The sequence below is a fragment of the Halomonas sp. ISL-56 genome (assembly GCF_018612805.1).
Lineage (GTDB): Bacteria > Pseudomonadota > Gammaproteobacteria > Pseudomonadales > Halomonadaceae > Vreelandella.
In genome coordinates this window covers 481,314-503,033 of record NZ_JAGGRO010000011.1, presented here as the reverse complement: position 1 = coordinate 503,033, position 21,720 = coordinate 481,314, and the positions used below count along the sequence as shown (strand labels likewise).

General features: G+C 56.0%; 20 protein-coding genes and 2 tRNA genes. 18 read left to right on the top strand and 4 right to left on the bottom strand.

Going from position 1 to position 21,720, the window contains the following annotated elements; translation table 11 throughout:
- The first annotated feature begins 2 nt into the window (after window positions 1-2).
- The 6 genes from J7J49_RS10240 (at window position 3) to nadA (ending at window position 4,383) form a co-directional block, all read left to right on the top strand.
- Window positions 3-953: a segregation and condensation protein A gene (locus J7J49_RS10240; protein ID WP_215092276.1), complete on the top strand. Its 951-nt coding sequence runs from the start codon at window positions 3-5 to the stop codon at window positions 951-953.
- Window positions 950-1,789 carry an SMC-Scp complex subunit ScpB gene (gene scpB / locus J7J49_RS10235; protein ID WP_215092274.1) on the top strand — a complete coding sequence of 280 codons (840 nt, stop codon included), beginning with the start codon at window positions 950-952 and terminating at the stop codon, window positions 1,787-1,789. Before J7J49_RS10240 ends, scpB begins: the two co-directional genes overlap by 4 nt.
- Window positions 1,776-2,651 (top strand): 23S rRNA pseudouridine(2605) synthase RluB, encoded by an 876-nt coding sequence (gene rluB, locus J7J49_RS10230; protein WP_064234158.1) that lies wholly within the window; start codon window positions 1,776-1,778, stop codon window positions 2,649-2,651. The genes scpB and rluB overlap by 14 nt, the downstream gene beginning before the upstream one ends.
- 174 nt (window positions 2,652-2,825) lie before the next feature.
- Window positions 2,826-2,901 (top strand) — tRNA-Lys (locus tag J7J49_RS10225).
- 119 nt (window positions 2,902-3,020) lie between these two features.
- Window positions 3,021-3,096, top strand: a tRNA-Lys gene (locus tag J7J49_RS10220).
- Between the two features lie 258 nt (window positions 3,097-3,354).
- A complete protein-coding gene (nadA, locus tag J7J49_RS10215) occupies window positions 3,355-4,383 on the top strand; it encodes a quinolinate synthase NadA (protein WP_215092272.1) in 1,029 nt (342 codons plus the stop codon).
- A gap of 72 nt (window positions 4,384-4,455) precedes the next feature.
- Here nadA and J7J49_RS10210 read toward each other — a convergent pair whose 3' ends face one another.
- Window positions 4,456-5,919 (bottom strand): M48 family metalloprotease, encoded by a 1,464-nt coding sequence (locus tag J7J49_RS10210; RefSeq protein WP_215092270.1) that lies wholly within the window; start codon window positions 5,917-5,919, stop codon window positions 4,456-4,458.
- Window positions 5,920-6,206: 287 nt separating this feature from the next.
- Here J7J49_RS10210 and J7J49_RS10205 point away from each other — a divergent pair, with 287 nt between their 5' ends.
- On the top strand, window positions 6,207-6,470 hold the full coding sequence (locus J7J49_RS10205; protein ID WP_064234161.1) for a sulfurtransferase TusA family protein: 264 nt from the start codon (window positions 6,207-6,209) through the stop codon (window positions 6,468-6,470).
- Window positions 6,467-7,576 (top strand): AI-2E family transporter, encoded by a 1,110-nt coding sequence (locus J7J49_RS10200; RefSeq protein WP_064234162.1) that lies wholly within the window; start codon window positions 6,467-6,469, stop codon window positions 7,574-7,576. Before J7J49_RS10205 ends, J7J49_RS10200 begins: the two co-directional genes overlap by 4 nt.
- 69 nt (window positions 7,577-7,645) lie before the next feature.
- On the opposite strand, the gene J7J49_RS10195 is transcribed toward J7J49_RS10200, so the two are convergent.
- Window positions 7,646-8,122 carry a peroxiredoxin gene (locus J7J49_RS10195; RefSeq protein ID WP_215092267.1) on the bottom strand — a complete coding sequence of 159 codons (477 nt, stop codon included), beginning with the start codon at window positions 8,120-8,122 and terminating at the stop codon, window positions 7,646-7,648.
- 264 nt (window positions 8,123-8,386) lie between these two features.
- Between J7J49_RS10195 and dapA the strand changes: the two genes are divergently transcribed.
- The 3 genes from dapA (at window position 8,387) to purC (ending at window position 11,081) form a co-directional block, all read left to right on the top strand.
- Window positions 8,387-9,271, top strand: a complete 885-nt coding sequence (dapA, locus tag J7J49_RS10190; protein ID WP_064234164.1) for a 4-hydroxy-tetrahydrodipicolinate synthase — start codon at window positions 8,387-8,389, stop codon at window positions 9,269-9,271.
- Window positions 9,272-9,348: 77 nt separating this feature from the next.
- Window positions 9,349-10,332, top strand: a complete 984-nt coding sequence (locus J7J49_RS10185) for an outer membrane protein assembly factor BamC (protein WP_064234165.1) — start codon at window positions 9,349-9,351, stop codon at window positions 10,330-10,332.
- Between the two features lie 32 nt (window positions 10,333-10,364).
- Window positions 10,365-11,081 carry a phosphoribosylaminoimidazolesuccinocarboxamide synthase gene (purC, locus tag J7J49_RS10180; RefSeq protein WP_022522119.1) on the top strand — a complete coding sequence of 239 codons (717 nt, stop codon included), beginning with the start codon at window positions 10,365-10,367 and terminating at the stop codon, window positions 11,079-11,081.
- 18 nt (window positions 11,082-11,099) lie between these two features.
- On the opposite strand, the gene tsaA is transcribed toward purC, so the two are convergent.
- Window positions 11,100-11,834: a tRNA (N6-threonylcarbamoyladenosine(37)-N6)-methyltransferase TrmO gene (tsaA, locus tag J7J49_RS10175; protein ID WP_215092265.1), complete on the bottom strand. Its 735-nt coding sequence runs from the start codon at window positions 11,832-11,834 to the stop codon at window positions 11,100-11,102.
- Between the two features lie 139 nt (window positions 11,835-11,973).
- Here tsaA and J7J49_RS10170 point away from each other — a divergent pair, with 139 nt between their 5' ends.
- The gene (locus tag J7J49_RS10170) at window positions 11,974-12,504 is read left to right on the top strand and encodes a GNAT family N-acetyltransferase (protein ID WP_064234168.1); all 531 of its coding nucleotides are present in this window, start codon (window positions 11,974-11,976) and stop codon (window positions 12,502-12,504) included.
- Between the two features lie 3 nt (window positions 12,505-12,507).
- Here the strand turns inward: J7J49_RS10170 and nadC are convergent, their stop codons facing one another.
- Complete coding sequence (gene nadC, locus J7J49_RS10165; RefSeq protein ID WP_064234169.1) at window positions 12,508-13,362, bottom strand: carboxylating nicotinate-nucleotide diphosphorylase; 855 nt, start codon at window positions 13,360-13,362, stop codon at window positions 12,508-12,510.
- A gap of 123 nt (window positions 13,363-13,485) precedes the next feature.
- On the opposite strand from nadC, the gene ampD reads away from it, so the two are divergent.
- The 6 genes from ampD (at window position 13,486) to J7J49_RS10135 (ending at window position 21,718) form a co-directional block, all read left to right on the top strand.
- Entirely contained in the window at window positions 13,486-14,064 is a 579-nt protein-coding gene (gene ampD / locus J7J49_RS10160) for a 1,6-anhydro-N-acetylmuramyl-L-alanine amidase AmpD (protein ID WP_064234170.1), read from the top strand.
- 404 nt (window positions 14,065-14,468) lie between these two features.
- Window positions 14,469-17,141, top strand: a complete 2,673-nt coding sequence (aceE, locus tag J7J49_RS10155) for a pyruvate dehydrogenase (acetyl-transferring), homodimeric type (protein ID WP_215092263.1) — start codon at window positions 14,469-14,471, stop codon at window positions 17,139-17,141.
- Between the two features lie 58 nt (window positions 17,142-17,199).
- Window positions 17,200-19,224 (top strand): pyruvate dehydrogenase complex dihydrolipoyllysine-residue acetyltransferase, encoded by a 2,025-nt coding sequence (gene aceF, locus J7J49_RS10150; RefSeq protein WP_215092261.1) that lies wholly within the window; start codon window positions 17,200-17,202, stop codon window positions 19,222-19,224.
- A 278-nt stretch (window positions 19,225-19,502) separates the two neighbouring features.
- Window positions 19,503-20,156, top strand: a complete 654-nt coding sequence (gene adk, locus J7J49_RS10145; protein WP_215092259.1) for an adenylate kinase — start codon at window positions 19,503-19,505, stop codon at window positions 20,154-20,156.
- 123 nt (window positions 20,157-20,279) lie between these two features.
- Window positions 20,280-20,978, top strand: a complete 699-nt coding sequence (gene tsaB / locus J7J49_RS10140) for a tRNA (adenosine(37)-N6)-threonylcarbamoyltransferase complex dimerization subunit type 1 TsaB (protein WP_215092257.1) — start codon at window positions 20,280-20,282, stop codon at window positions 20,976-20,978.
- Window positions 20,975-21,718, top strand: coding sequence for a class I SAM-dependent methyltransferase (locus tag J7J49_RS10135; protein WP_215092256.1), 744 nt, complete (start codon window positions 20,975-20,977; stop codon window positions 21,716-21,718). The genes tsaB and J7J49_RS10135 overlap by 4 nt, the downstream gene beginning before the upstream one ends.
- Window positions 21,719-21,720 lie beyond the last annotated feature (2 nt).

The window sequence follows — 21,720 nt, the reverse complement described above, 5'->3', positions numbered from 1 at the left end:
GCGTGAGCGAGACGCCAAGCGATGCTATCGATTTAGAAAATCCTGATGCCGCGGTCACCGAGCCTGCGGCCGCTTCGTTTGGGCGCCTGTTTAATGAGCCGATTACCCAAATGCCGGAGGATTTGTATATTCCGCCGGAAGCGCTGCGCGTGTTTTTGGAAACCTTTGAAGGCCCACTGGATCTGCTGCTCTACCTGATTCGCCGCCAAAATCTGGATATTTTGACCATCAACGTGGCGACCATCACCCACCAGTACATCGAGTACGTGGAGCTGATGAAGGCCATGGAGATCGAGCTGGCGGGTGAGTACCTGCTAATGGCCGCCATGCTGGCGGAGATCAAGTCGCGTACGCTGCTGCCCCGCCCGCCTAAAGCAGAGGGCGAGGATGAAGAAGATCCCCGCGCCGAGCTTATCCGTCGGCTACAAGAGTACGAGCGCCTTAAAGAAGCCGCAGAGACACTGGATACGCTGCCACGTATGGGGCGTGACTGGTTCAGTGTGCAGGCAGGCTTGCCGCCGCTGGAATCCCGGGTGATTCACCCCGAGGTGGAATTGGATGAGCTGCTCAGTGCGCTCTCCGATGTGCTCAAGCGTGCCGAACTGGTGCAAGCTCACCAGATCAGTCGAGAGGTGCTCTCTACCCGTGAGCGCATGCTCAAAATTATGGAGCAGCTAAGTCTCGACGACGCCCAGCAGCGCTATACCCCCTTTGAGGCGCTGTTTACGTTGGAAGAGGGGCGTGCAGGCGTGGTGGTCACCTTTATGGCCATTTTAGAGTTAGCTAAAGAGTCCATGATTGAAATTGTCCAAAATGCCCCGCTGTCACCGATTCACGTGCGCGCGCGGCGTGCTGCCCTTGCTGACGGCGAGGAGAGCGCTTTTGATGAGGGCGAGATAGAAGATGATGCCTATGGCGAGTCCGCTTTTGAGCCCGGCGAGGAGACGCCATGAGTAACGCCGTCACCGCGTTAGATGACATTATTGAAGCGGCATTGCTGGCCGCTGGCGAACCCTTGCCGCTTGAACGATTGGAGACGCTTTTTCTTGAGGGCGAATGCCCCTCTCGCAAGGAGTTTCGTGACGTTATTGAACGGTTGCAGCAGCGTCATTCTGGCGGTGCACTAGAGTTGCTGGAAACGGTCTCAGGCTACCAGCTGCGTATTCGTCCGCGGCTTTCCCAGTGGGTGTCGCGGCTATGGGACGAGCGCCCCCAGCGCTACTCCCGAGCGCTACTGGAAACCCTGGCATTGATCGCCTACCGCCAGCCGGTTACCCGGGGCGATATCGAAGAGGTGCGTGGGGTTAGCGTGAGCAGCTCGATTATGCGTACCTTAGCGGAGCGCGGCTGGATTCGGGTAGTGGGGCATAGAGATGTGCCAGGTCGCCCGGCGGTTTACGCCACCACGCGTAGTTTTTTGGACGATTTTGGCTTAAAAACCCTCGATGCACTGCCGCCCATGCATACGCTGGCCAGTTGGGAGGAGAACGAAATACCCGAAGAGCCGGGAATGATGAAAGGTGCTGACATTCATGAAGAGAATGGCTTCGTTTCAGACAATGAAGCACTGGACGAAACGAGCAAAACCGTGCAGGATGCGCCTCCCCTGCAAGATGAGATTACCGCGGCTGAAATAGCCGATAAGCACGCCGAGACGGCGTTAACCCAGCCGCTGAGTTTTGCCGATTTACAGGCCCGACTAGCGGCACGTGCGCAGCGCGCTGACGATGATGAGCGCGGGCGCACGCAGACTACCGATGTGAGGTCAGACGACCATGAGTCAGAGTGATAACACCACGCCCCCCACCAGTGAAAAACTGCAAAAAGTCCTGGCCCGTGCAGGTCTTGGTTCGCGGCGTGAGATGGAAACGGCGATTTCCGCCGGGCGCGTTAAAGTAAATAGCCAAGTGGCAAAACTGGGTGATCGTGTTGAAGCGCGGGATAAGGTCAGTTTTGATGACCGCCCGGTGGCGCTACGTCCGGAAGAGGAGTCGCCGCGTCGGGTCATTATGTACAACAAGCCGGAAGGCGAGCTGTGCACCCGTAAAGACCCGGAAGGTCGGCGCACCGTATTTGAACGTTTGCCGCGCCTGAAAGGTGAACGCTGGATTGCGATTGGCCGCCTGGATATCAACACCAGCGGTTTGCTGTTGTTCACTACCGATGGCGAGTTGGCCAACCGCTTGATGCATCCCTCTACCCAGGTAGAGCGCGAATATGCGGTTCGCGTCATGGGGGAAGTGAAGCGCGAGCATATCTTGGCGATGGTCGACGGCGTTATGCTGGAAGATGGCCCTGCGCGCTTTACCGACGTGCAGGAGTTTGGTGGCGAGGGTATCAATACCTGGTTCCACGTGGTGATTCTGGAAGGACGCAATCGTGAAGTGCGGCGTCTTTGGGAGTCCCAGGCGCTGACGGTGAGTCGTCTGAAACGCGTGCGTTATGGCAATATCTTCCTCGATAAAAGGGCAAAAGCCGGCGAATGGGTCGAGCTCACCCAGGATGAGGTGGATGACTTAGCTACCCTGGCTAACTTGGAAACCCGTAAAGTGCCCGCGCTGACGCCAGATGAGAAGAACCGCTGGAACCGCGATAAACACAAGCGTAAGCCGGTGCAGGCGTTGCGCAAGCCGAAAAGCAAAGCCCGCTAAACGCAATTGTCTGAGCCCTACCTTGTCCACAGCCGTTAGCGTTTAGACTTGGCGGCGAGCCTGCCCGCATTGAGTAATGTGGGCAGGCACGAAAATGGTTGATTATTGTAGAGTGAAGGCAAAAAACGCTTGCTATCAATAAGGTGTAAGCGTAGGATATGCATCCGTTCAGGCGGGTCGTTAGCTCAGTTGGTAGAGCAGTTGACTTTTAATCAATTGGTCGCAGGTTCGAATCCTGCACGACCCACCATTCAAACAGCTGATCTTTTTGGATGAGGTTAGGTTAAGTCAGTTTGAATTAAGTAATGAACGTTTAGAGTAGATGGCGTATGTTTGATGGCGCCAGTAAGTAAGCAGCAAAGCAAGTTTGGGTCGTTAGCTCAGTTGGTAGAGCAGTTGACTTTTAATCAATTGGTCGCAGGTTCGAATCCTGCACGACCCACCAAATTCAGCGCCCTTGGCAGTTTACTGCCAGGGGCGTTTTGCTATGCAGGCAGGAAAGGATCTGCTGTAACAAGTTGCTTGCAGCAAGCAGCAATTACCCACCACAATGGTCTAGAATTGATTCTAAAGCGGTAGGCTTCCGCGAGAGACGCACCGGCCTATCGCGCACGCGAGCGGCATAGCGGTATCACGATAATGACCTATGCCGTGACCCAGTGTTTAACAGGGGGATTCCCTGTTCGTCGCAGTGGTAGACACAATGACTATTATGACTACGCAAGCAGAGCTGAGTGTTCAGCTACCCACCGCTTATTGTCCAACCCGTATTCCAGAGGAAGATCAGGCCCGGGTTGAAGAGATAAAGCGGCTTTTAAAAGCCCATAACGCTGTTTTGGTCGCCCACTACTACACCGATGACGCCATTCAGCAGCTAGCGGAAGAGACCGGTGGCTGTGTCGCGGACTCGCTGGAGATGGCGCGCTTTGGTGCCCGTCATGACGCCACCACGCTGGTCGTGGCGGGGGTAAGGTTTATGGGCGAGACCGCCAAGATCCTCTCGCCTGAAAAGCGCGTATTGATGCCCACCCTGGAAGCAACCTGCTCGCTGGATATTGGCTGTCCGGCGGGGGCGTTTAGCGCTTTTTGCGATGCCCATCCTGACCGTACCGTGGTGGTGTATGCGAACACTTCCGCGGCGGTTAAAGCGCGGGCGGATTGGGTGGTGACGTCGTCGATTGCGGTAGAGGTGGTTGAACACCTGCAAGCCAAAGGCGAGAAAATTCTCTGGGCACCCGACAAACACTTGGGCGGCTATATCCAGAATAAAACCGGCGCCGATATGTTGATGTGGGACGGCGCCTGCATCGTCCATGAGGAGTTTAAGGCCAAGGGCGTTGAAGACCTCAAACGCCTTTATCCGGATGCCGCGGTGCTGGTGCATCCAGAATCGCCGGAGCCGGTGGTTAAACTGGCCGACGTGGCAGGTTCCACCTCGCAACTGATCAAGGCGGCTAAAGAGCTGCCCAACGACAAGCTGATTGTGGCGACGGATCGGGGTATCTTTTTCAAGATGCAGCAGGCCGTGCCCGACAAAACCCTGTTTGAAGCGCCTACAGCGGGCAACGGTGCCACTTGCCGCAGCTGCGCTCACTGCCCCTGGATGGCCATGAACGCGCTGGATAACCTGGCGGGTGCGTTGCGCGAAGGGAGTGGTGAGATTCAGGTGGATGAAGCGCTGCGCCTGCAGGCCTTAAAGCCGCTAGAACGTATGCTTAACTTCAAAGCATAGATGGACTTAACCTGCTAAGAGCATACTGCGCCCATGATGCCTAACTCATGGGCGCTTTTCATGCTGAGGGCATCAACTAAAATCTTTTAGCGTTTCGCGATACGCAATAAAGTCTTCACGGCGCTGCTCAATTCTTGCCAACGCCTGCTGGTCATTTTCCCGCTCGGCGGCATCCCGTGCGATGGAAAGCTGGCGAATGCCGCGATCAACTCGGCCGGTCAGTTGAAGATACTCTGCGCGTGCTAAATGTCCCCAGCTATCGTGTCCGCTGCGCCCGGCTGCTTCGGCCAGCAGGTTAAAGCCCTGGGGGTTTTCCGGGTTTTGCGCGGTAATATCATTTAGCAGTTGGTAAGCCGCCGGAGGGTCGCGCTGAAGTTGCGCTTCAGCCAGGGTCAGCTGGGCAGGCAGGTAGTTGGGCATAAAGCGCAGTAATCGCTGACTGCGCTGAATGGCCTGGTCGTAGCGGCCAGCTTCCAGCGCGACACTCGCCGCGGAGGCGGGCAACATGGCATAGTCAGGGTGCTGGTTGGCAAGCCTATCCAGCTGCTCCAGGGCGCTGTCGGTTTGGCCGTTGCGAGCATCGATCAGCGCGGCTAAATAGTCCTGAGCGGCTTGTTCGGCGCCTTCCTGAGCAAGCCGGGAAGCTGCTTGCTGGGGAGTGTTGGTGTAAATGCTCAGCAGTGCACGGGCGCGCATCATGTCGTAGAGGGTGTTGCTGGTATAAGCATCGGCGACATTGAGTTGGGCAGCGCGGGCTTGTGCGGCGCTTAGGCGGTTATCGGAGACTGGGTGGGTGAGCAAAAATTCCGGTGGCGTATCGCCCTGCAGCCGTGCCATACGCTGCATGGCTGAGAACATGCGCACCATTGCCTGGGGGTCATAGCCCGCGTCGGCCATCGCCTGCAAGCCTATGTTGTCGGCTTCCTGTTCAAATAGCCTTGAGTAGCTGAGTTGATCCTGAATCAGCGCCGCCTGAGAGCCCATAGCGGCCGCCATGCCAACGTCGCCCCCACCGCTGGCGGCAATCAGCATACCTGCCAGCATGGCTGCCATGGCGGGCAATTGGGTCTGTGACGCGCGGGCGCTCCCCCGGGCATAGTGGCGTTGAGAGAGGTGACCTAGTTCGTGGGCGAGTACCGAGACAAAGGCGCCTTCATCTTCGGCAAATGCGAAAAGCCCTGAATTGATACCCACTACGCCGCCAGGTACGGCAAAAGCGTTCAGGGAACCGTTATCGACCATCACGGTGATCGTGCGCAGGCCGTTAATTTGGCTATGTGGGGCTAGTCGGGCAATCAGGCTTTGCAAATAATCATTGGCAATCGGGTCTTGCCACTGGGGGGCTTGGGCACGAAATTGGCGCAACCACGCGCGGCCCAGGCGGTACTCTTCATTGCTGACGGAGGTAGATGCCGCCCCTAAACTTGGCAACCCATAGTCGTTACTAGCCGCGCTGGGTGGGCTAAAGAGTAGGCTGCCACAGGCACAAGCGAACGCACATATCCAGCCTGGGTAAGTAGTACGAAGGGTCGGCATGGCATCCTCTTAAGTGATGGTTAAGTATAGCGGTCAGGGTATGCATTGATTGAGAGTGTGACATTGATAAACACGGGGAAGTGCCGTTAAATCGACTACCTAGTGAAATCAATCGCTAAAAGACAGTGTATGCCGCAGGGTTTATGAAACAGGATTTATGAAACAGGGTTTAGTGAACAGGATTTATTGAACAATGTTTGTTGAAGAAAGTTTGTTGAAAAAATGTTTATGCAACAGCATTGATCCATTTATGCCGTCAATAGGCAAGTCATTTTGAGGGAGAGTGTATGTCTGAGCAAACCGGGGGCTTTCAACCCGACACGGTGCTTGACGCTTGTGGGCTGCATTGCCCGTTGCCGTTGCTAAAAGCGAAGCAGGCTTTGGCGAGCTTGGCGGCAGGGCAATTATTGGAAGTACGTTCAACGGATGCGGGGTCGTGGCGGGATATGGCGTCGTTTACCGACCAAAGTGCGCATACGCTGGAAGGACGTGAACAGCGCGACGATATTTATGTGTACTGGATTAGAAAAGCTGGGGATGCGCACCCATGACCCTGCGCACGATTCTAAAAAGTTGGGTGGAGCGCTACTTCTCGGACGAAGAGGCGCTGATCCTGCTAGTAGTTCTAGTGGCGGGCTTTGCAGCGATTATTTGGTTCGGGCGGATGCTGGCGCCCTTTTTTACCGCCCTGGTGATTGCGTTTCTGTTGCAAGGCGTTGTGAGCGCGTTTACCCGGCGGGGAGTGCCGCATCTGCTGGCGGTCATCCTGGTCTTTTTGGCCTTTATTAGTGTGCTGCTGACACTGGCATTTATTCTAATGCCGTTGATCTGGAATCAGTTAGTGGGGCTGGTGCAAGAGACGCCGCGGATGTTCGCCAGTGGACAGGGATGGTTGGATGAGCTGCAGGCGCGCTACCCGAATATTATTACACCGGATCAGATGCAGAGCTGGATTGGGGTGGCGAGCCGTGAAATCAGCCAACTGGGCCAGCGCGCCTTGACGCTCTCGCTGGCGTCGCTAGGCAACATCATGTCGCTGATTATTTATCTGGTACTGGTGCCGATTCTGGTCTTTTTTATGCTTAAAGATCGTGACGTTCTGGTCGGTTTTATACTTTCACTGCTGCCCCAAAAGCGCACGCTGCTATCGCGTATTTGGCGCGAGATGGATGATCAAATAGCCAACTATATCCGCGGCAAATTTATTGAAATCATCATCGTGGGTACGGTGGCGTTCTTTACCTTTGCTTTTTTTGGTTTGCCCTACACGGCGCTGTTGGCGGTGCTGGTGGGTTTTTCAGTGCTAGTGCCCTACATCGGTGCGGCGGTGGCCACGCTGCCGGTAGCTGCGGTGGCTGGGTTTCATTTTGGCATTAGTGAGCAGTTTGCGTATGTGCTGGTGGCTTACGGCGTGATTCAAGCGCTGGATGGCAACGTTTTGGCGCCGATTTTGTTCTCTGAGACCAATAATATTCATCCGGTTTCTATCATTGTGGCGGTACTGTTTTTCGGCGGCATTTGGGGCTTCTGGGGTATTTTCTTTGCCATTCCCTTGGCAACGCTGCTGAAGGCACTGATCTACGCTTGGCCGCGCAGCCTGCAAGGGCGTGAGGAGCGACGAGGGCTGCAAGCTCCGGCAGCCCAAGAGGTCGAGTAAGGTTGATCCATTACCCGTGCGGGTCTGCACGGGTAATGGGATTGGTTGAAGAAAAATTAGAAAAGCGGGCTAGCCAGCCGCGTTAAGTTGTTCAGCCGCAGCAAGCACTTCGTCAACGTGGCCAGGCACTTTAACACCGCGCCACTCCTGGGCTAGCTTGCCTTCCTTATCAATCAGGAAGGTGCTGCGTTCGATACCCAGGTGCTCCTTGCCGTACATCTTCTTGAGCTTGATAACGTCAAACACCGTGCAGACGTTTTCATCTTTGTCGGAGATCAGGTCGAAATTGAAATCCTGCTTGGCCTTAAAGTTCTCCTGGGCGCGCAGGCCATCGCGGGAGACGCCGAGAATCACCGTATTAGCGGCATCAAAGGCGGTTTTACGGTCGCGGAAGTCTCCGCCCTCGGTGGTGCAGCCAGGCGTACTGGCCTTGGGATAGAAATATACCACCACTTGTTTACCGCGCAGTGCCGATAGCGTGACGGTAGTGTCTCCGGTAGCTGAGGCGGAGAAGTCAGTGACGGTTTGACCAATTTCAATGGGCATGAAGCGTCCTCGTTGAGGGTGGGTGTTAAGGCGGTTGCTTGGGGCGATTACACGTATCCTAACCGCGTATGTCAAAGCGATAAAACAGCGTGGCTGCAAACTCGCAGCGCTTTACGCTGTACAGGCTCGAATCGCCTGAGTACCATTTGCTCTCTGTGCGATACTGGCGCTTGATGCAGAGTGTCGCTATAGCGCTTAAAACACGACGTACTTAAAAAAACGTAGATAGTTGATACCATAATTTGGCTGGTGAGGAATAAACGGATGATCACAGGCAGCATTGTCGCCCTGGCGACGCCTATGAAGGTCAATGGCGACATCGACTGGGAGGCGCTTCGCCGTCTGGTGAACTTCCATCTCGATAATGGCACCGATGCCATTGTGGCAGCTGGCACCACGGGCGAACCGACGACTATGTCCTTCGCAGAGCACTTTGACGTTATTCGCAGTGTGGTTGAAGAGGTCAATGGCCGTATTCCCGTCATTGCGGGTACCGGCTCGAACAACACCACCGAAGCAGTGGAATTGACCCGCTACGCTAAAGAGGTCGGTGCAGATTATTGTCTGACGGTTGCTCCCTATTACAACAAGCCTACTCAGGAAGGCCTGTTTCAGCACTTTAAGGCCACCGCCGAAGCCAGTGATCTGCCGGTCATTCTTTACAATGTGCCTGGCCGTACTTGCTCTGATATCTACAACGAAACCGTGCTACGCCTAGCTGAAGTCGATAATATTATCGGTTTAAAGGACGCTACGGGGAACCTAGAGCGTGCGGAAGATCTAATCACTCGCTTAAAGGGCAGTGGCTTTATGCTCTACTCCGGCGACGATGCCACCGCCTGTGACTTTATGTTGATGGGTGGTCATGGAGATATTTCTGTCACTGCCAACGTTGCTCCCCGGGCGATGCATGAGCTTTGCGCGGCAGCCGTAGCCGGTGATTCTGATAAGGCTCACCAAATTAATACGCGTTTGATGCCGCTGCACACCAATCTGGGAATAGAGTCGAACCCTATTCCGGTGAAGTGGGCGCTGAATCGTATGGGTTACGCGGACGCGGGTATTCGCTTACCGCTAACCTGGCTGTCGGAAAAGTACCACGCCACAGTGAGCGAAGCGCTGCAGTTAGCGGGCGTCGTAGAGGAGTAATTCGGCGCAATACCCTTTGCTACCCAGCACACCTACCGCTGTGCTGGGTACCTGATTTGTTGACTTAAGGTGGCTTGATGAGCTCTGTGCTTGAAATACGTGCGCTTAAATGGGTGCCGCTGGCACTCGCAGCGGCTGTCGCGCTCTCTGGTTGTGCGCGGGATGGTTTTTACGATGACCGTAATCTGGATTACACCGACGCCGCGCCAGCGCCGCCGCTAGTGCTGCCAGAGACCCGCAATACTCAACGCTATCGCGATGCGCTGCCGGTTCCTCAAGCCGCCACCCAAGGTGCACGGCTTGACGAAGCGGCAGAAATTCGTCCTCCTCAGTCACTGGCAATCGGTAGTGGCCTGGAACCTGAGTACGTTGAGCGCCGCGAAGTGGGCGATCAAACCTGGCTAGTCGTCGCCGCTGATACCGGTACGGTGTGGCCGCAGTTGGAAGCGTTTGTGCGCAGTCGTCAGTTGGAGGTGCTGCAGAGCAGCGCTTCCCAGGGTGTCATCGTTACCCCCCAGGCGGAAATACGGTTACAAAGCGCGCTGCGCGCAGGTAGCAGCGAGGTTCGCTGTGAACGTGGTGGGCAAACCATGGCTAGCTGCCTGGAGGCACTAGAGAGCCATCTAAGTTCGCGCAGCGCGTCAGCCAGCGTCTCCTCTTCCTGGACGGCGCAGCGTCTTACCGATGAGCAGACGCTGCAAATTCGCCAGCAGAACGACGAGTGGGAAGTGGTTATCCCGCAACCCGTTGACCGTGTCTGGGCCGAGTTGCACCACTACCTTGAGCTGGACTTTGCTCAGCAAGGCCAACGTGATTTGCTGGCGGCTGATCCGGCTAGTCACGAGTTTATGGTTGAATATATGACCGAAACCGAGCGCAACCGTAATCCGCTGCAAATTGTCTTCAGCGCGGACGTGCGCAAGATGTCTCAAGAGATCCGTCTTGCCCTGCAGCCTGACGGCGACCAGACGATTCTGCGTGCCATTAACGCCAGCGAGCGGGCATTCAGCGCCGATGATCAGCGCGAGCTGCTTGAGCGTGTCTCCGGCTATTTACGTTAACTTATTGACCTTTGCCCCCTTACGGAGCCCCCATGGAAAAGCGCCAAGAACTTTACGCCGGTAAGGCGAAATCTGTGTATACCACCGACGATCCGGATTTGTTGGTGCTCAATTTTCGTGATGACACCAGCGCCTTCGATGGCAAAAAAGTGGAATCGCTGGCCCGCAAGGGAATGGTCAATAACATCTTTAACGCCTTCATTATGGAGCGGCTGCAGGAAGCGGGCATTCCCACTCACTTCGAAAAGCAGCTCTCCAATACGGAGAGTCTGGTCAAAAAGATGCAGATGATCCCGGTGGAGTGCGTAGTGCGCAACATCGCCGCAGGTGGCCTAGTAAAACGACTCGGCGTCGAAGAGGGCATCGCGCTTACGCCGCCGACCTTTGAACTGTTCCTGAAGAACGATGAGAAGGGCGACCCGATGATCAATGAATCGTTGGCGGAAACCTTCGGTTGGGCCACGCCTGAGCAGTTAGCCAAAATGAAGGTATTAACCTTCAAGGTTAACCATATCCTCAAAGCGCTGTTCGCTGAGGGCGATATGCTGCTGGTGGATTACAAGCTGGAGTTCGGCGTATTCAAAGGTGAAGTCGTGCTGGGCGATGAATTCTCCCCGGACGGCTGCCGCCTGTGGGATGCCAACACCCGTGAGAAACTGGATAAAGACCGCTTCCGTCAGGGGTTGGGCGGAGTGATTGAGGCGTATGAGGAAGTTGGTCGTCGTTTGGGCATAACTTTCCCCGCTTAAACCGCCACGCTTGTGTCATTACTGGTCGTACGGCTCGATAGCCATCACCTCTAAGGTGGTGGCTTCGCCTTTTTGGCGAGGGCAAAACTTAACGTCCACGTCGCGCAGCCGCACGCCATAAAGACGGTCAGACCCTCTATCCTTTTGCTTGTAGGCGGGCCTGGGGTCTTGGCTTAGCACCTGCTCAATTAAGGCCAGCAGGGTGGCACTGTCTTGGCGCTGAGCGAGCGTGTCGAGTGCCGCTGGATGAAAGGCAACCTCCATGAGTGACGGTGTCTCAGGGGCAAAGCCGGCCAGTGCGTTAGGATGAGATTCGGCCCAGGGTAGATAAGGCTTGATATCGACCACCGGGGTTCCGCTGACTAAGTCGCAGCCCTGGAGCTTTAGGGCGACACCGTGCTGGGAGTCTATCCCGACTAACCTCACTAGAGAGAGCCCGAGGCGGTTAGGGCGGTGGGTGCTACGGCTGGCAAAAACCCCCACTTTTTTATTGCCCCCCAGGCGCGGCGGCCTTACCAGCGGCGACCAGCGCTCGGGGCTTTGATGAAAAATAAAGCTCAACCAAAGGTGGCTGAAGTCTTCCAAACCGCGCACAGCGTGTGGATCGTTGTAGGGAGCGGTGAGTACCAGTTGGGCATTGGCAGCAGGGGCGAGCCCCGGCTGGCGCGGAATACCGAATTTATCCGGGTAGTCGCTAACCACATGACCAATGGGCGTCAGCGTAAAGTGCTCGCTGTTATGTGCATCGTCCATCACACTGCCTTTTGCTAGGGTTGATTCGCATAGGGTTGATTTGCGTAGTATAAAGCAGGCAATGGCCCAAGCGTGACCAAATGGGGCGTGAGCGAATGTGTGTTGAACAAATGATAGCTGAACAGCTCAGAGGTGACGCATGACCAATACCGAGGGGCAGCAAGCGCCAACGCCGGCAAATGCGCGCGTTATGTACCGTGCGGCGCTGGCACGTGATGCCGTCGACCAGGCGGAAGTGTTTTACCACGCCGTGATGCAGGGCGCAGCAGCGCATTACACGCTCTCAGAGCGAAAGGCCTGGGCGCAGGCGTTGCCCCGCGAAGGCAGTGCCTGGGGGGTGCGACAAGCGCTCTATACCACTTTGGTGGCTGCCTGCGATGGTCGCTGCGTGGGCTTTTTGGAGTTGGACTTAGCCGCTGGGCGGGTTGAAACCCTCTACGTTTGGCCCTCTCTGGCCGGCCGCGGTATCGGCACCACGCTGCTGGTTCATGCCGAGCGGCTACTGTTGGAGCAGGGGCTTGGGCGGGTAGAAATAGAGGCCAGTTCGATGCTCTATGAGCGGCTAGTGCGCCGTGGCTGGGAGAACCACGGCGAAGAATGGGTAGAGCGAAGCGGAGAACGGCTGCAGCGCTATAAGCTCTCCAAGCGGCTTAACGCTGTCGAAACTTAATCATCACACGCTATAGCTGCGCGTGATGCGCATTGAAAGATCGATGGAGGCGATATCTTTGGTCAGTGCGCCGCTAGAGATACAGTCAACGCCGGTATCGGCGATTGCCCGCAGGGTGGTGGCATCCACATTGCCTGAGGCTTCCAGAGTGGCTCGGCCGCCGTTAATTTCAACCGCAACGTGCAGGTCTTCAATGGCGAAATTGTCGAGCATGACAATATCTGCCCCCGCTGCCAGCGCCTGATCCAGCTCTTCAAAGGTTTCTACCTCGACTTCAATGGGCAGGTCGCTGGCTAGCTTGCGCGCTTGGGCAACCGCTGCTTGAATGCCTCCGCAGGCGGCAATGTGGTTCTCTTTGATTAAAAACGCGTCCCACAGTCCTATGCGGTGGTTGTGTCCGCCACCGCAGGTGACCGCATATTTTTGCGCCAAGCGCATGCCGGGTAGCGTTTTGCGGGTATCCAGCAGGCGCACGCCGGTGCCTGCGATCAGGTCGACATAAGCGCGGGTAGCGGTAGCGGTGGCCGATAGTGTTTGCAGCACGTTCAGCGCTGCACGCTCGCCGGTGAGCAGTATGCGGGCGGGGCCTTCCAGAGTTAAAAAACACTGCTCAGCCTCAAGCTTATCTCCGTCGGCAGCGTGCCAGGTCAGGCTTACCCGACTATCCAGGCGGCGAAACAGTTCATCGACCCAGGGTGCTCCGCACAGTATGGCGGCTTCACGGGTAATAACATCGGCGCTGGCCCACTGGTGTTCAGGGATCAATTGCGCGGTAATATCACCCGGGCCAACGTCTTCTGCTAACAAGCGAGCGGCACTGGCGCGGATTTCTTCAGCAAGAGCGGATTGATAATGCATGGCAGTGAATTCTCTGAACGTCGTCTTCGATGTCGGGCATTGTAGTGAAAAACAGCGGTGAAGGTGAAAGAGAACGGAGAAAGAGAGCATTGAAAAAGAGCGCTAACGTAGAGGAGCCCTCCAGTGGAAAACAAACAACCCCTTGACGGCTGGTGGGAAAAAGCGCGTAAAGTCGTTTCACCGAACTGTGATTCTCGACCCAGCGGTGAGGTGTCGTTGCTAGTGATACATGCGATCAGTCTTCCCCCAGGTCAGTTTAGTGGTCATGCTATTGAGGCGCTATTTACCAATCAATTGGCAGTAGACGAGCATCCGTTTTTCGCCGAAATTGCCCACTTAAAGGTCTCCGCACACCTGCTTATCCGTCGCGATGGTGAGTGCGTGCAGTTTGTTGATACAGATCAGCGTGCTTGGCATGCCGGGCGCTCCGGTTGGTGGGATGCCCGCCTGCTAAGCTGGCGAAGGGCGCTCAACGATTTCTCGGTGGGGATTGAGCTTGAAGGGGATGACGTTAGCCCCTACACCAGGGCCCAATATGACGCGCTGATAGAAGCGGTGGTGTGGCTATTGGCGCGCAACCCCCAGCTAGATAGCCGTCGTATCACCAGCCATGCCCATGTAGCGCCGCTGCGCAAAACAGACCCCGGTCCGGCGTTTGACTGGGCGTATTTTAAGCAGCGGCTGATATCGCGCCTTGAGTGATGGCGACTCGGTTACGTTTTTCCGCGCTAAGTATTTCACTAATAACGTAATAAAACGGTAGTTTAATTACAGCTGGCTCTCGAATGGCAGCAGTGGCAAAGGCTATATATATTGCTTATGTTGCAGTGCAATAGTTTGTTTTCGATAGGCTTTTCCGCTGCGACAGAATTGGCAGCGTGGCGACTTTGAGGTATCTTCCCCTATACAAAAGGCTAACTTTTAAGAGAATTGTGTAGCTTTACTACATTAATGAGCACGTAGCTTGTTGAATGTAGAGCTAAAACCCCTATCCGGCGTTTAATCACCGGCTGAATGTTGGCGGGTGGTGGAGTTCCACACCGCCGCCCCAGGCCCTTCAGGGTAGCGGGGATTTTTGTCATTTATCGTCATTCGGAGAGACCTCTATGAGTCTGGAGACAAGAGAAGATCTCGATCCGATCGAAACCACGGAATGGATTGATTCCCTGGAATCGGTATTGGATCGTGAGGGCGAAGATCGTGCCCGCTACCTGATGACCCGCCTGGCGGATCGCCTGCGCCGGGATGGGATGAAGGTGCCCTTCTCGGTGACAACCCCGCACCGTAATACGATCCCGGTTCACCGCGAAGCACCGATGCCTGGCGACCTGTTCATGGAGCGTCGTATTCGCTCTTTGATCCGTTACAACGCCATTGCGCAGGTCATTCGTAATAACCGTGCCAAGCCCGGTCTGGGTGGCCACATTGCCAGCTTTATGTCCTCGGCAACGCTTTATGACGTGGGCTTTAACCACTTCTTCCGCGCCCCTCAGGGCGACTTTGCCGGTGACTTGGTGTATATCCAAGGGCATGTGGCGCCGGGTATCTACGCGCGTTCCTATTTGGAAGGTCGTCTGTCTGAAGAGCAGATGGACAAATTCCGCCAAGAAGTGGACGGCGATGGCCTCTCGTCCTACCCGCACCCGTGGTTAATGCCTGACTACTGGCAGTTCCCCACTGTCTCCATGGGTCTTGGGCCGATCCAAGCGATTTATCAAGCGCACGTGATGAAGTACCTGCATCACCGTGAGCTGAAGGACATGTATGACCGCAAGATCTGGTGCTTTATGGGTGACGGCGAGTGTGATGAGCCGGAATCTCTGGGTGCCATTTCGTTGGCAGGTCGCGAAAACCTCGACAACCTGATCTTCGTTATCAACTGCAACCTTCAGCGCCTTGACGGTCCGGTACGCGGCAACTCGCGTGTTATGGACGAATTCGAAGGCGTCTTCCGTGGTGCTGGCTGGAACGTGATTAAGGTCGTTTGGGGCCGTCACTGGGATCCGCTGTTCGAGAAGGACAAGAAAGGCATCCTTCAGAAGCGCATGGATGAAGCGGTCGACGGCGAGTACCAGAACTACAAAGCCAACGGCGGCGCGTATACCCGCGAGCACTTCTTTGGCAAATATCCAGAAACCGAGGCGATGGTCAACGACCTCTCCGACGAAGATATCTGGAAACTCAACCGCGGTGGCCACGACCCGTTCAAGGTTTACGCGGCATACAACGAAGCGGTTAACACCTCTAATGGCAAGCCCACGGTTATCCTGGCGCATACCGTTAAGGGTTACGGTATGGGGAGCGGCGATGGCGAAGCAGCCAACGAAGCGCACCAGGTCAAGAGCATGGAGTACGAAGCGCTCAAGACATTCCGCGATCGCTTCGGCATTCCGATCACCGATGAACAGCTCAAAGATGTGCCTTACTACAAGCCGGAGGATGATTCTCCCGAGCTGAAGTACATGCACCTGCAGCGTGAGCGTCTGGGTGGCTACTTGCCTAGCCGCCAGAGCGACTTTGAGGCACTGGAAATCCCCAGCCTCGAAGATAAAACCTTTGCCTCGCAAATGGTCGGCTCGAAAGGCCGTGAAGTCTCCACCACCATGGCGTTCGTGCGGGTACTTAACGGCTTGGTAAAAGATAAGAAGCTAGGCCAGAAAGTGGTGCCGATCATCCCCGATGAGGCGCGTACCTTCGGTATGGAGGGCATGTTCCGCCAGCTGGGTATCTACACCTCGGAAGGTCAGAAGTACGAGCCGGTGGATAAAGGCCAGATCATGTTCTACCGCGAGGATCAGAAAGGTCAGATCCTTGAAGAAGGTATTACTGAAGCGGGCGCGATGTCGGCCTGGATCGCCGCGGCGACCTCCTACAGCAACAACAACGTCACGCTATTGCCGTTCTACATCTACTACTCGATGTTCGGCTTCCAGCGCATTGGTGACTTGGCTTGGGCAGCAGGCGACCTGCAAGCACGCGGCTTTATGGTTGGCGGCACGGCGGGGCGTACCACGCTTAACGGCGAAGGTTTGCAGCACCAGGATGGCCACAGCCTGATTCAGGCCTCGACTATCCCTAACTGCCGCAGCTACGACCCGACCTACGCACATGAAGTGGCGGTTATTGTTCAGGATGGTCTGAAGCGCATGTTCTCCGACAAGGAGAACTGCTTCTACTACCTAACGGTGATGAACGAGAACTACGAGCACCCTGCGCTGGAAAACGTACCTGCCGCAGATATCGTTAAAGGCATGTACCTATTGCGTGAAACCAAGGGTGACAAAGGCCGCGTTCAGCTGATGGGTTCGGGCACCATTCTGCGCGAAGTCGAAGCTGCCGCTGAGTTGCTTGAGAATGATTGGGGCATTGGTGCCGACATTTGGAGCGTGACTAGCTTTAACGAGCTGCGTCGTGAAGCGCTGCTGCTTGATCGTGAAGCCTTCCTGAACCCAGATGCTGAGTCTACTAAGCCTCACGTCACGAAGTGCTTGGAAGGTCGCGACGGGCCGATTATTGCGTCAACCGATTACATGAAGCTGTATGCCGATCAAGTGCGCGCCTGGGTACCGGGTGACTACACTGTATTGGGTACCGATGGCTTTGGCCGTTCAGACACCCGCGAGAAGCTGCGCTACTTCTTCGAAGTAGACCGCTACTTCGTGACCGTAGCGGCGCTGCGTGCGCTGGCTGAGCGTGGCGAGATTGATCGCAAGCAGGTTGGCGAAGCGCTTAAGAAGTACGGCATTGATGCCAATAAGCCTAACCCGCTGACTAGCTAAACCGCTGACCGGTGGGCGCTTGCCCACCGGCTCGATCCGATTTGGAAGGAGCGCGACCTTGAGTAGCGAAATCATCAAAGTTCCCGATATCGGCGGCGATACCGATGTCGAAATCATCGAGATTGCGGTGTCAGTAGGCGACGTCATTGAAGCGGAAGACACCCTAATCACGCTGGAATCCGATAAAGCCAGCATGGATGTACCGGCCCCTAAAGGCGGCAAGGTGCTTAAAGTGCTGGTCAAAGAAGGCGATAGCGTCTCGGAAGGTGACGATATCGTTGAGCTGGAAGTCGAAGGTGGTGGCGACGAGAAACAAGAGAGCTCGTCTGATAGCCAGTCTGAAGAGGCCCCAGCGAAAAAAGAAACACCTAAAGAAGACAAACCACAAGAGCAGAAGCCAGCGGCTAAAAAGTCCGCCGGCGGTAAGCAGACGGTGGATATCAAAGTGCCGGATCTCGGTGGCTCTGAGAGCGTCGAAATTATCGAAGTCGCTGTCAGCGAAGGTGATGTGGTCGAGGCTGAAGACACCCTGATCACCTTGGAGTCCGACAAAGCCTCCATGGACGTGCCCAGTCCCCATAGCGGTAAGATCGTCAGCTTTACCGTAAAAGAGGGCGACACGGTCTCGGAAGGCGATGTGATCGGCCAGATGGAAATCGTTGGCGAAGGTGGCGATGGCAGCGAAGACGCTTCTGACGACCAGCCATCCAACCAAGCCAGCGAACCACAAGCGGCGGCTGAGCCGGATGACGAGCCCGAAGAAGCCGCCAGCGGCGAGCCGGAGCGCAAAGAGATTCGCGTGCCGGATCTGTCTGGCTCCTCTGACGTGCCGATTATTGAGATCGGCGTAGCGGCGGGTGATGAAGTCAACGAAGAAGACCCGTTGATTACCCTGGAGTCTGACAAGGCCTCTATGGACGTGCCCAGCCCCTATAAAGGCAAGCTCCTTGAGCTAACCGTTAAAGAGGGCGACACGGTTTCGGAAGGCGATGTGATCGGCTATATGGAAGTGGCTGGTGCCAAAAAAGCGGCACCGAAAAAAGCCGCGCCCGAAAAAGCCGCGCAAAGCAGCTCAAGCCAGCCAAGTGCTAAGCCTGAATCACCGGCGGGTACGCCCAGCCCGGAAGCGCAGATGGCAGCCCACAAGCCCCGCGATGGCAAGTTGGTTCACGCTGGCCCTGCGGTACGCATGCTGGCTCGCGAGCTGGGCGTCGATTTGGGGCTTGTTAAGCCCAGCGGCCCGAAAGATCGCGTGCTCAAAGAGGATGTGCAGTCCTACGTGAAGCAGGCGATTGCCAATCAGGGTAAAGCGCAGACCGGCGCGGCAGCCGCAGCGACGGGTGGTGCGGGCATTCCGCCGATCCCGGAAGTCGACTTCAGCCAGTTTGGTGAAGTGGAAGAGAAACCCATGGGGCGCCTGCTCAAAATGGGTGCCACCAACCTGCACCGCAGCTGGCTCAATGTGCCCCACGTCACCCAGTTCGACGAAGCGGACATCACCGAGCTGGAAGCTTTCCGTAAGGCGATGAAGGCCGAAGCGGAAGCCCAAGGCGCTAAGCTGACGCCGCTGCCGTTTATGGTTAAGGCCTGTGCCTTTGCGCTGCGTAAATTCCCGCAGTTCAACGTCAGCTTGAAGGGTGACGGTGAGACTCTGGTATGGAAGAACTATGTGCATATCGGTATCGCCGTGGATACTCCCGATGGCCTGATGGTGCCGGTGGTACGTAACGCCGATAAATTGTCCTTGATCGAGATTGCCAAGGAGATGGCGGAGCTAGGCAAGAAAGCCCAGACCAAAAAGCTTAAGCGTGACGAGATGACCGGTGGCTGCTTCACCATTTCGAGCCTTGGCTCGATTGGCGGCACGGCGTTTACCCCGATCGTCAACGCGCCGGAAGTGGCAATTTTGGGTGTTTCTAAAGCGCAGATGAAGCCGGTATGGGATGGCAGCGCCTTCCAGCCACGCTTGATGATGCCGCTGTCGCTCTCCTACGATCACCGTGCGATCAACGGCGCCGACGCGGCACGCTTTACCGCCTTCCTGGCCGATGTACTCACCGATATTCGTCGCTTACTGCTGTAATTGGTAGCGATGTACTTTCACTAGCGGCGCCCTTCGGGGCGCCGCTTGTGTTTGTTAATAAGCAGGTTAAACCGATCACCGGGCGACCAAAGTGGTAGTTTTGCCTCACCTGACTGATTTAACGTTAAAAAAATGACATAAAAGTGGGTCTATCAGGCTTTTGGGGAGTTGTGTCGCTTGAGAGGCGCGGTTATTGTCAGCTAACAGAATTTCAATACTCGTTTTCATATTCATTTTTCATACCTTTTTTCATACTAAGAACTTCAAGGAGCAGTGCCATGCGTTTAATCCTGTTGGGTGCCCCCGGCGCGGGGAAGGGGACTCAAGCTCAGTTTATTTGCGAGCAATTTAAGATTCCTCAGATTTCCACCGGGGACATGCTGCGCACGGCCATTAAAGATGGCACTGAGCTGGGCCTGAAAGTAAAAGAGATCATGAACAGCGGTGGCCTGGTGTCTGACGACATCATCATCGACCTGGTCAAAGAGCGCATCAGCCAGCCCGACTGCGAGAACGGCTTTCTGTTCGATGGCTTCCCACGCACGATTCCCCAGGCCGATGCCATGAAAGAGGGCGGCGTTAAGCTGGATCACGTGGTGGAAATTGCCGTACCCAATGAAGAGATCGTCAGTCGCTTGGCGGGGCGCCGTGTGCATCAGGCATCGGGACGGGTATATCACGTAGATCACAATCCGCCCAAAGAGCCGGGCAAAGATGATGTCACTGGTGAAACGCTGATCCAGCGTGAAGATGATCAAGAAGCCACAGTACGTAATCGTTTGTCGGTTTACCACGATCAAACTGCACCACTGGTCGATTACTACCAGCAGTGGGCTAAGCAGGATCCGCAGAGCGCGCCCCAGTACCACCGCATTGAAGGTGTAGGCAGCGTGAAGGATATTACCCGCCAAGTAAAAGTAGCCCTTAGCTGATAAGAGCCTCAAATGATAGAAGCGTTTTTCGCTTTTGCCGATGGCCCGCTTAATGCGGGCCATCGTCGTGTTAGCGTGACAAAGGTATAATGCTGCAACTTTTCTTTCGAGTGGCCATTTGCTATGCCGTTACACCTGCTTGCTCTGGACGCCTCTTCGAGCGCCTGCTCTGCAGCCTTGCTGCGCCAAGACGACTCGGGCACTGAGTGCCTGGCGCGCTTTGAGATGACGCCCCGTGCCCATACCCGTCGGCTGCTGCCGATGGTGGATGAAGTGCTTGCCGAAGCGCAGCTAACGCCTTCCCAGTTGGACGCCGTGGCCTTTGGCCGTGGTCCTGGGTCGTTCACTGGCCTGCGTATAGCGGCGGGAGCCGCTCAAGGGTTGGCGTTTGGCCTCGACTGCCCCTTGTTGGGTGTGTCTACCTTGAAAGCGTTGGCCCTGCAGGCCCATCGTCGCTACCACCTGCGCCATGTGGTGACCGCCTTGGATGCGCGTATGGGTGAAGTATACGCTGCGACCTGGCACTGTCTTAAAGACTCCCTTACACCGATGAGCAAGGAGGCTGTGCTTGCCCCTGAGACGCTGCGCCTGCCAGGCGAAGAGACTGACTGGGTCGGTGTGGGCAGTGGCTTTACGCTGTGGGAGCGTTTCACTGTCGATGTACAGCTCAGCATGCCCCAACATTTGGATGATTTAGAGCCCCGCGCCGAAGAGATGGCGTGGCTGGCGGCGCGTGATTTTGCCGCTGGGCTGGGGCAAGCGGCACACCTCGTTCAACCAGTTTACTTGCGCAACGATGTTGCTTGGAAAAAGCCTGCATGAGCTTTGTAGAGCGCTATGTTGGGAGCCTCGTTGAGGGCGACGTTGAGGGCATTGTTTTGCCTGCCGACCTGCGTTTAGAGCAGCGCGATGAAGGGTTAGTGCTGATCGGTGATGAGAAGCGCTACGGCAAGCCACTCAGCGTCGACTTTGCGGCGGGCAAAGCGGCTCATCGGCGTCGCTTTGGTGGTGGCCGTGGCCAGCTAATTGCCAAGGCTTGTGGGCTTGCCAAGAGCGTGACGCCCAGTATCGTTGATGCCACGGCAGGGCTGGGACGTGATGCCTTTGTATTGGCCAGCCTAGGCGCCCAGGTGTTGCTAATTGAGCGAGTTGCGGCGATTGCGGCGCTGTTGGGGGATGGCTTGAAGCGTGCCTCCAGACATAGCGATACGGCGGAAATTGCTGCCCGTATGACGCTGCGCCACGGCGACGCCGCTCAAGCGTTGGCTGAACTGGTGGCCAGTGCTCACTTTTCACCGCAGGTGATACACCTGGATCCGATGTTTCCCCATCGTGAGAAATCGGCGCTGGTGAAAAAAGAGATGCGTCTATTTCGCGAGCTGGCCGGTGATGATGACGATGCCCCACGCCTGCTGGAAGCGGCGCTGGATGTCGCTACGCATCGGGTGGTGGTAAAGCGTCCGCGTAAAGCGCCGCCTATTGCGGGCCCAGCGCCCCAGCATACCCTTGAGGGTAAAACCAGCCGCTACGATCTGTATGTGCATCGCTCATTGGCACGCTAGAT

Excerpts from the sequence above, each read along its gene's own strand:
- scpB (WP_215092274.1), top strand. The coding sequence starts at position 950 with ATGAGTAACGCCGTCACCGCGTTAGATGACATTATTGAAGCGGCATTG.
- J7J49_RS10185 (WP_064234165.1), top strand. The coding sequence starts at position 9,349 with ATGAGCTCTGTGCTTGAAATACGTGCGCTTAAATGGGTGCCGCTGGCA.
- rluB (WP_064234158.1), top strand. The coding sequence starts at position 1,776 with ATGAGTCAGAGTGATAACACCACGCCCCCCACCAGTGAAAAACTGCAA.
- dapA (WP_064234164.1), top strand. The coding sequence starts at position 8,387 with ATGATCACAGGCAGCATTGTCGCCCTGGCGACGCCTATGAAGGTCAAT.
- J7J49_RS10195 (WP_215092267.1), bottom strand. The coding sequence starts at position 8,122 with ATGCCCATTGAAATTGGTCAAACCGTCACTGACTTCTCCGCCTCAGCT.
- adk (WP_215092259.1), top strand. The coding sequence starts at position 19,503 with ATGCGTTTAATCCTGTTGGGTGCCCCCGGCGCGGGGAAGGGGACTCAA.
- aceE (WP_215092263.1), top strand. The coding sequence starts at position 14,469 with ATGAGTCTGGAGACAAGAGAAGATCTCGATCCGATCGAAACCACGGAA.
- J7J49_RS10200 (WP_064234162.1), top strand. The coding sequence starts at position 6,467 with ATGACCCTGCGCACGATTCTAAAAAGTTGGGTGGAGCGCTACTTCTCG.
- J7J49_RS10210 (WP_215092270.1), bottom strand. The coding sequence starts at position 5,919 with ATGCCGACCCTTCGTACTACTTACCCAGGCTGGATATGTGCGTTCGCT.
- purC (WP_022522119.1), top strand. The coding sequence starts at position 10,365 with ATGGAAAAGCGCCAAGAACTTTACGCCGGTAAGGCGAAATCTGTGTAT.
- J7J49_RS10170 (WP_064234168.1), top strand. The coding sequence starts at position 11,974 with ATGACCAATACCGAGGGGCAGCAAGCGCCAACGCCGGCAAATGCGCGC.
- nadC (WP_064234169.1), bottom strand. The coding sequence starts at position 13,362 with ATGCATTATCAATCCGCTCTTGCTGAAGAAATCCGCGCCAGTGCCGCT.
- tsaB (WP_215092257.1), top strand. The coding sequence starts at position 20,280 with ATGCCGTTACACCTGCTTGCTCTGGACGCCTCTTCGAGCGCCTGCTCT.
- J7J49_RS10135 (WP_215092256.1), top strand. The coding sequence starts at position 20,975 with ATGAGCTTTGTAGAGCGCTATGTTGGGAGCCTCGTTGAGGGCGACGTT.
- J7J49_RS10205 (WP_064234161.1), top strand. The coding sequence starts at position 6,207 with ATGTCTGAGCAAACCGGGGGCTTTCAACCCGACACGGTGCTTGACGCT.
- tsaA (WP_215092265.1), bottom strand. The coding sequence starts at position 11,834 with ATGGACGATGCACATAACAGCGAGCACTTTACGCTGACGCCCATTGGT.
- nadA (WP_215092272.1), top strand. The coding sequence starts at position 3,355 with ATGACTATTATGACTACGCAAGCAGAGCTGAGTGTTCAGCTACCCACC.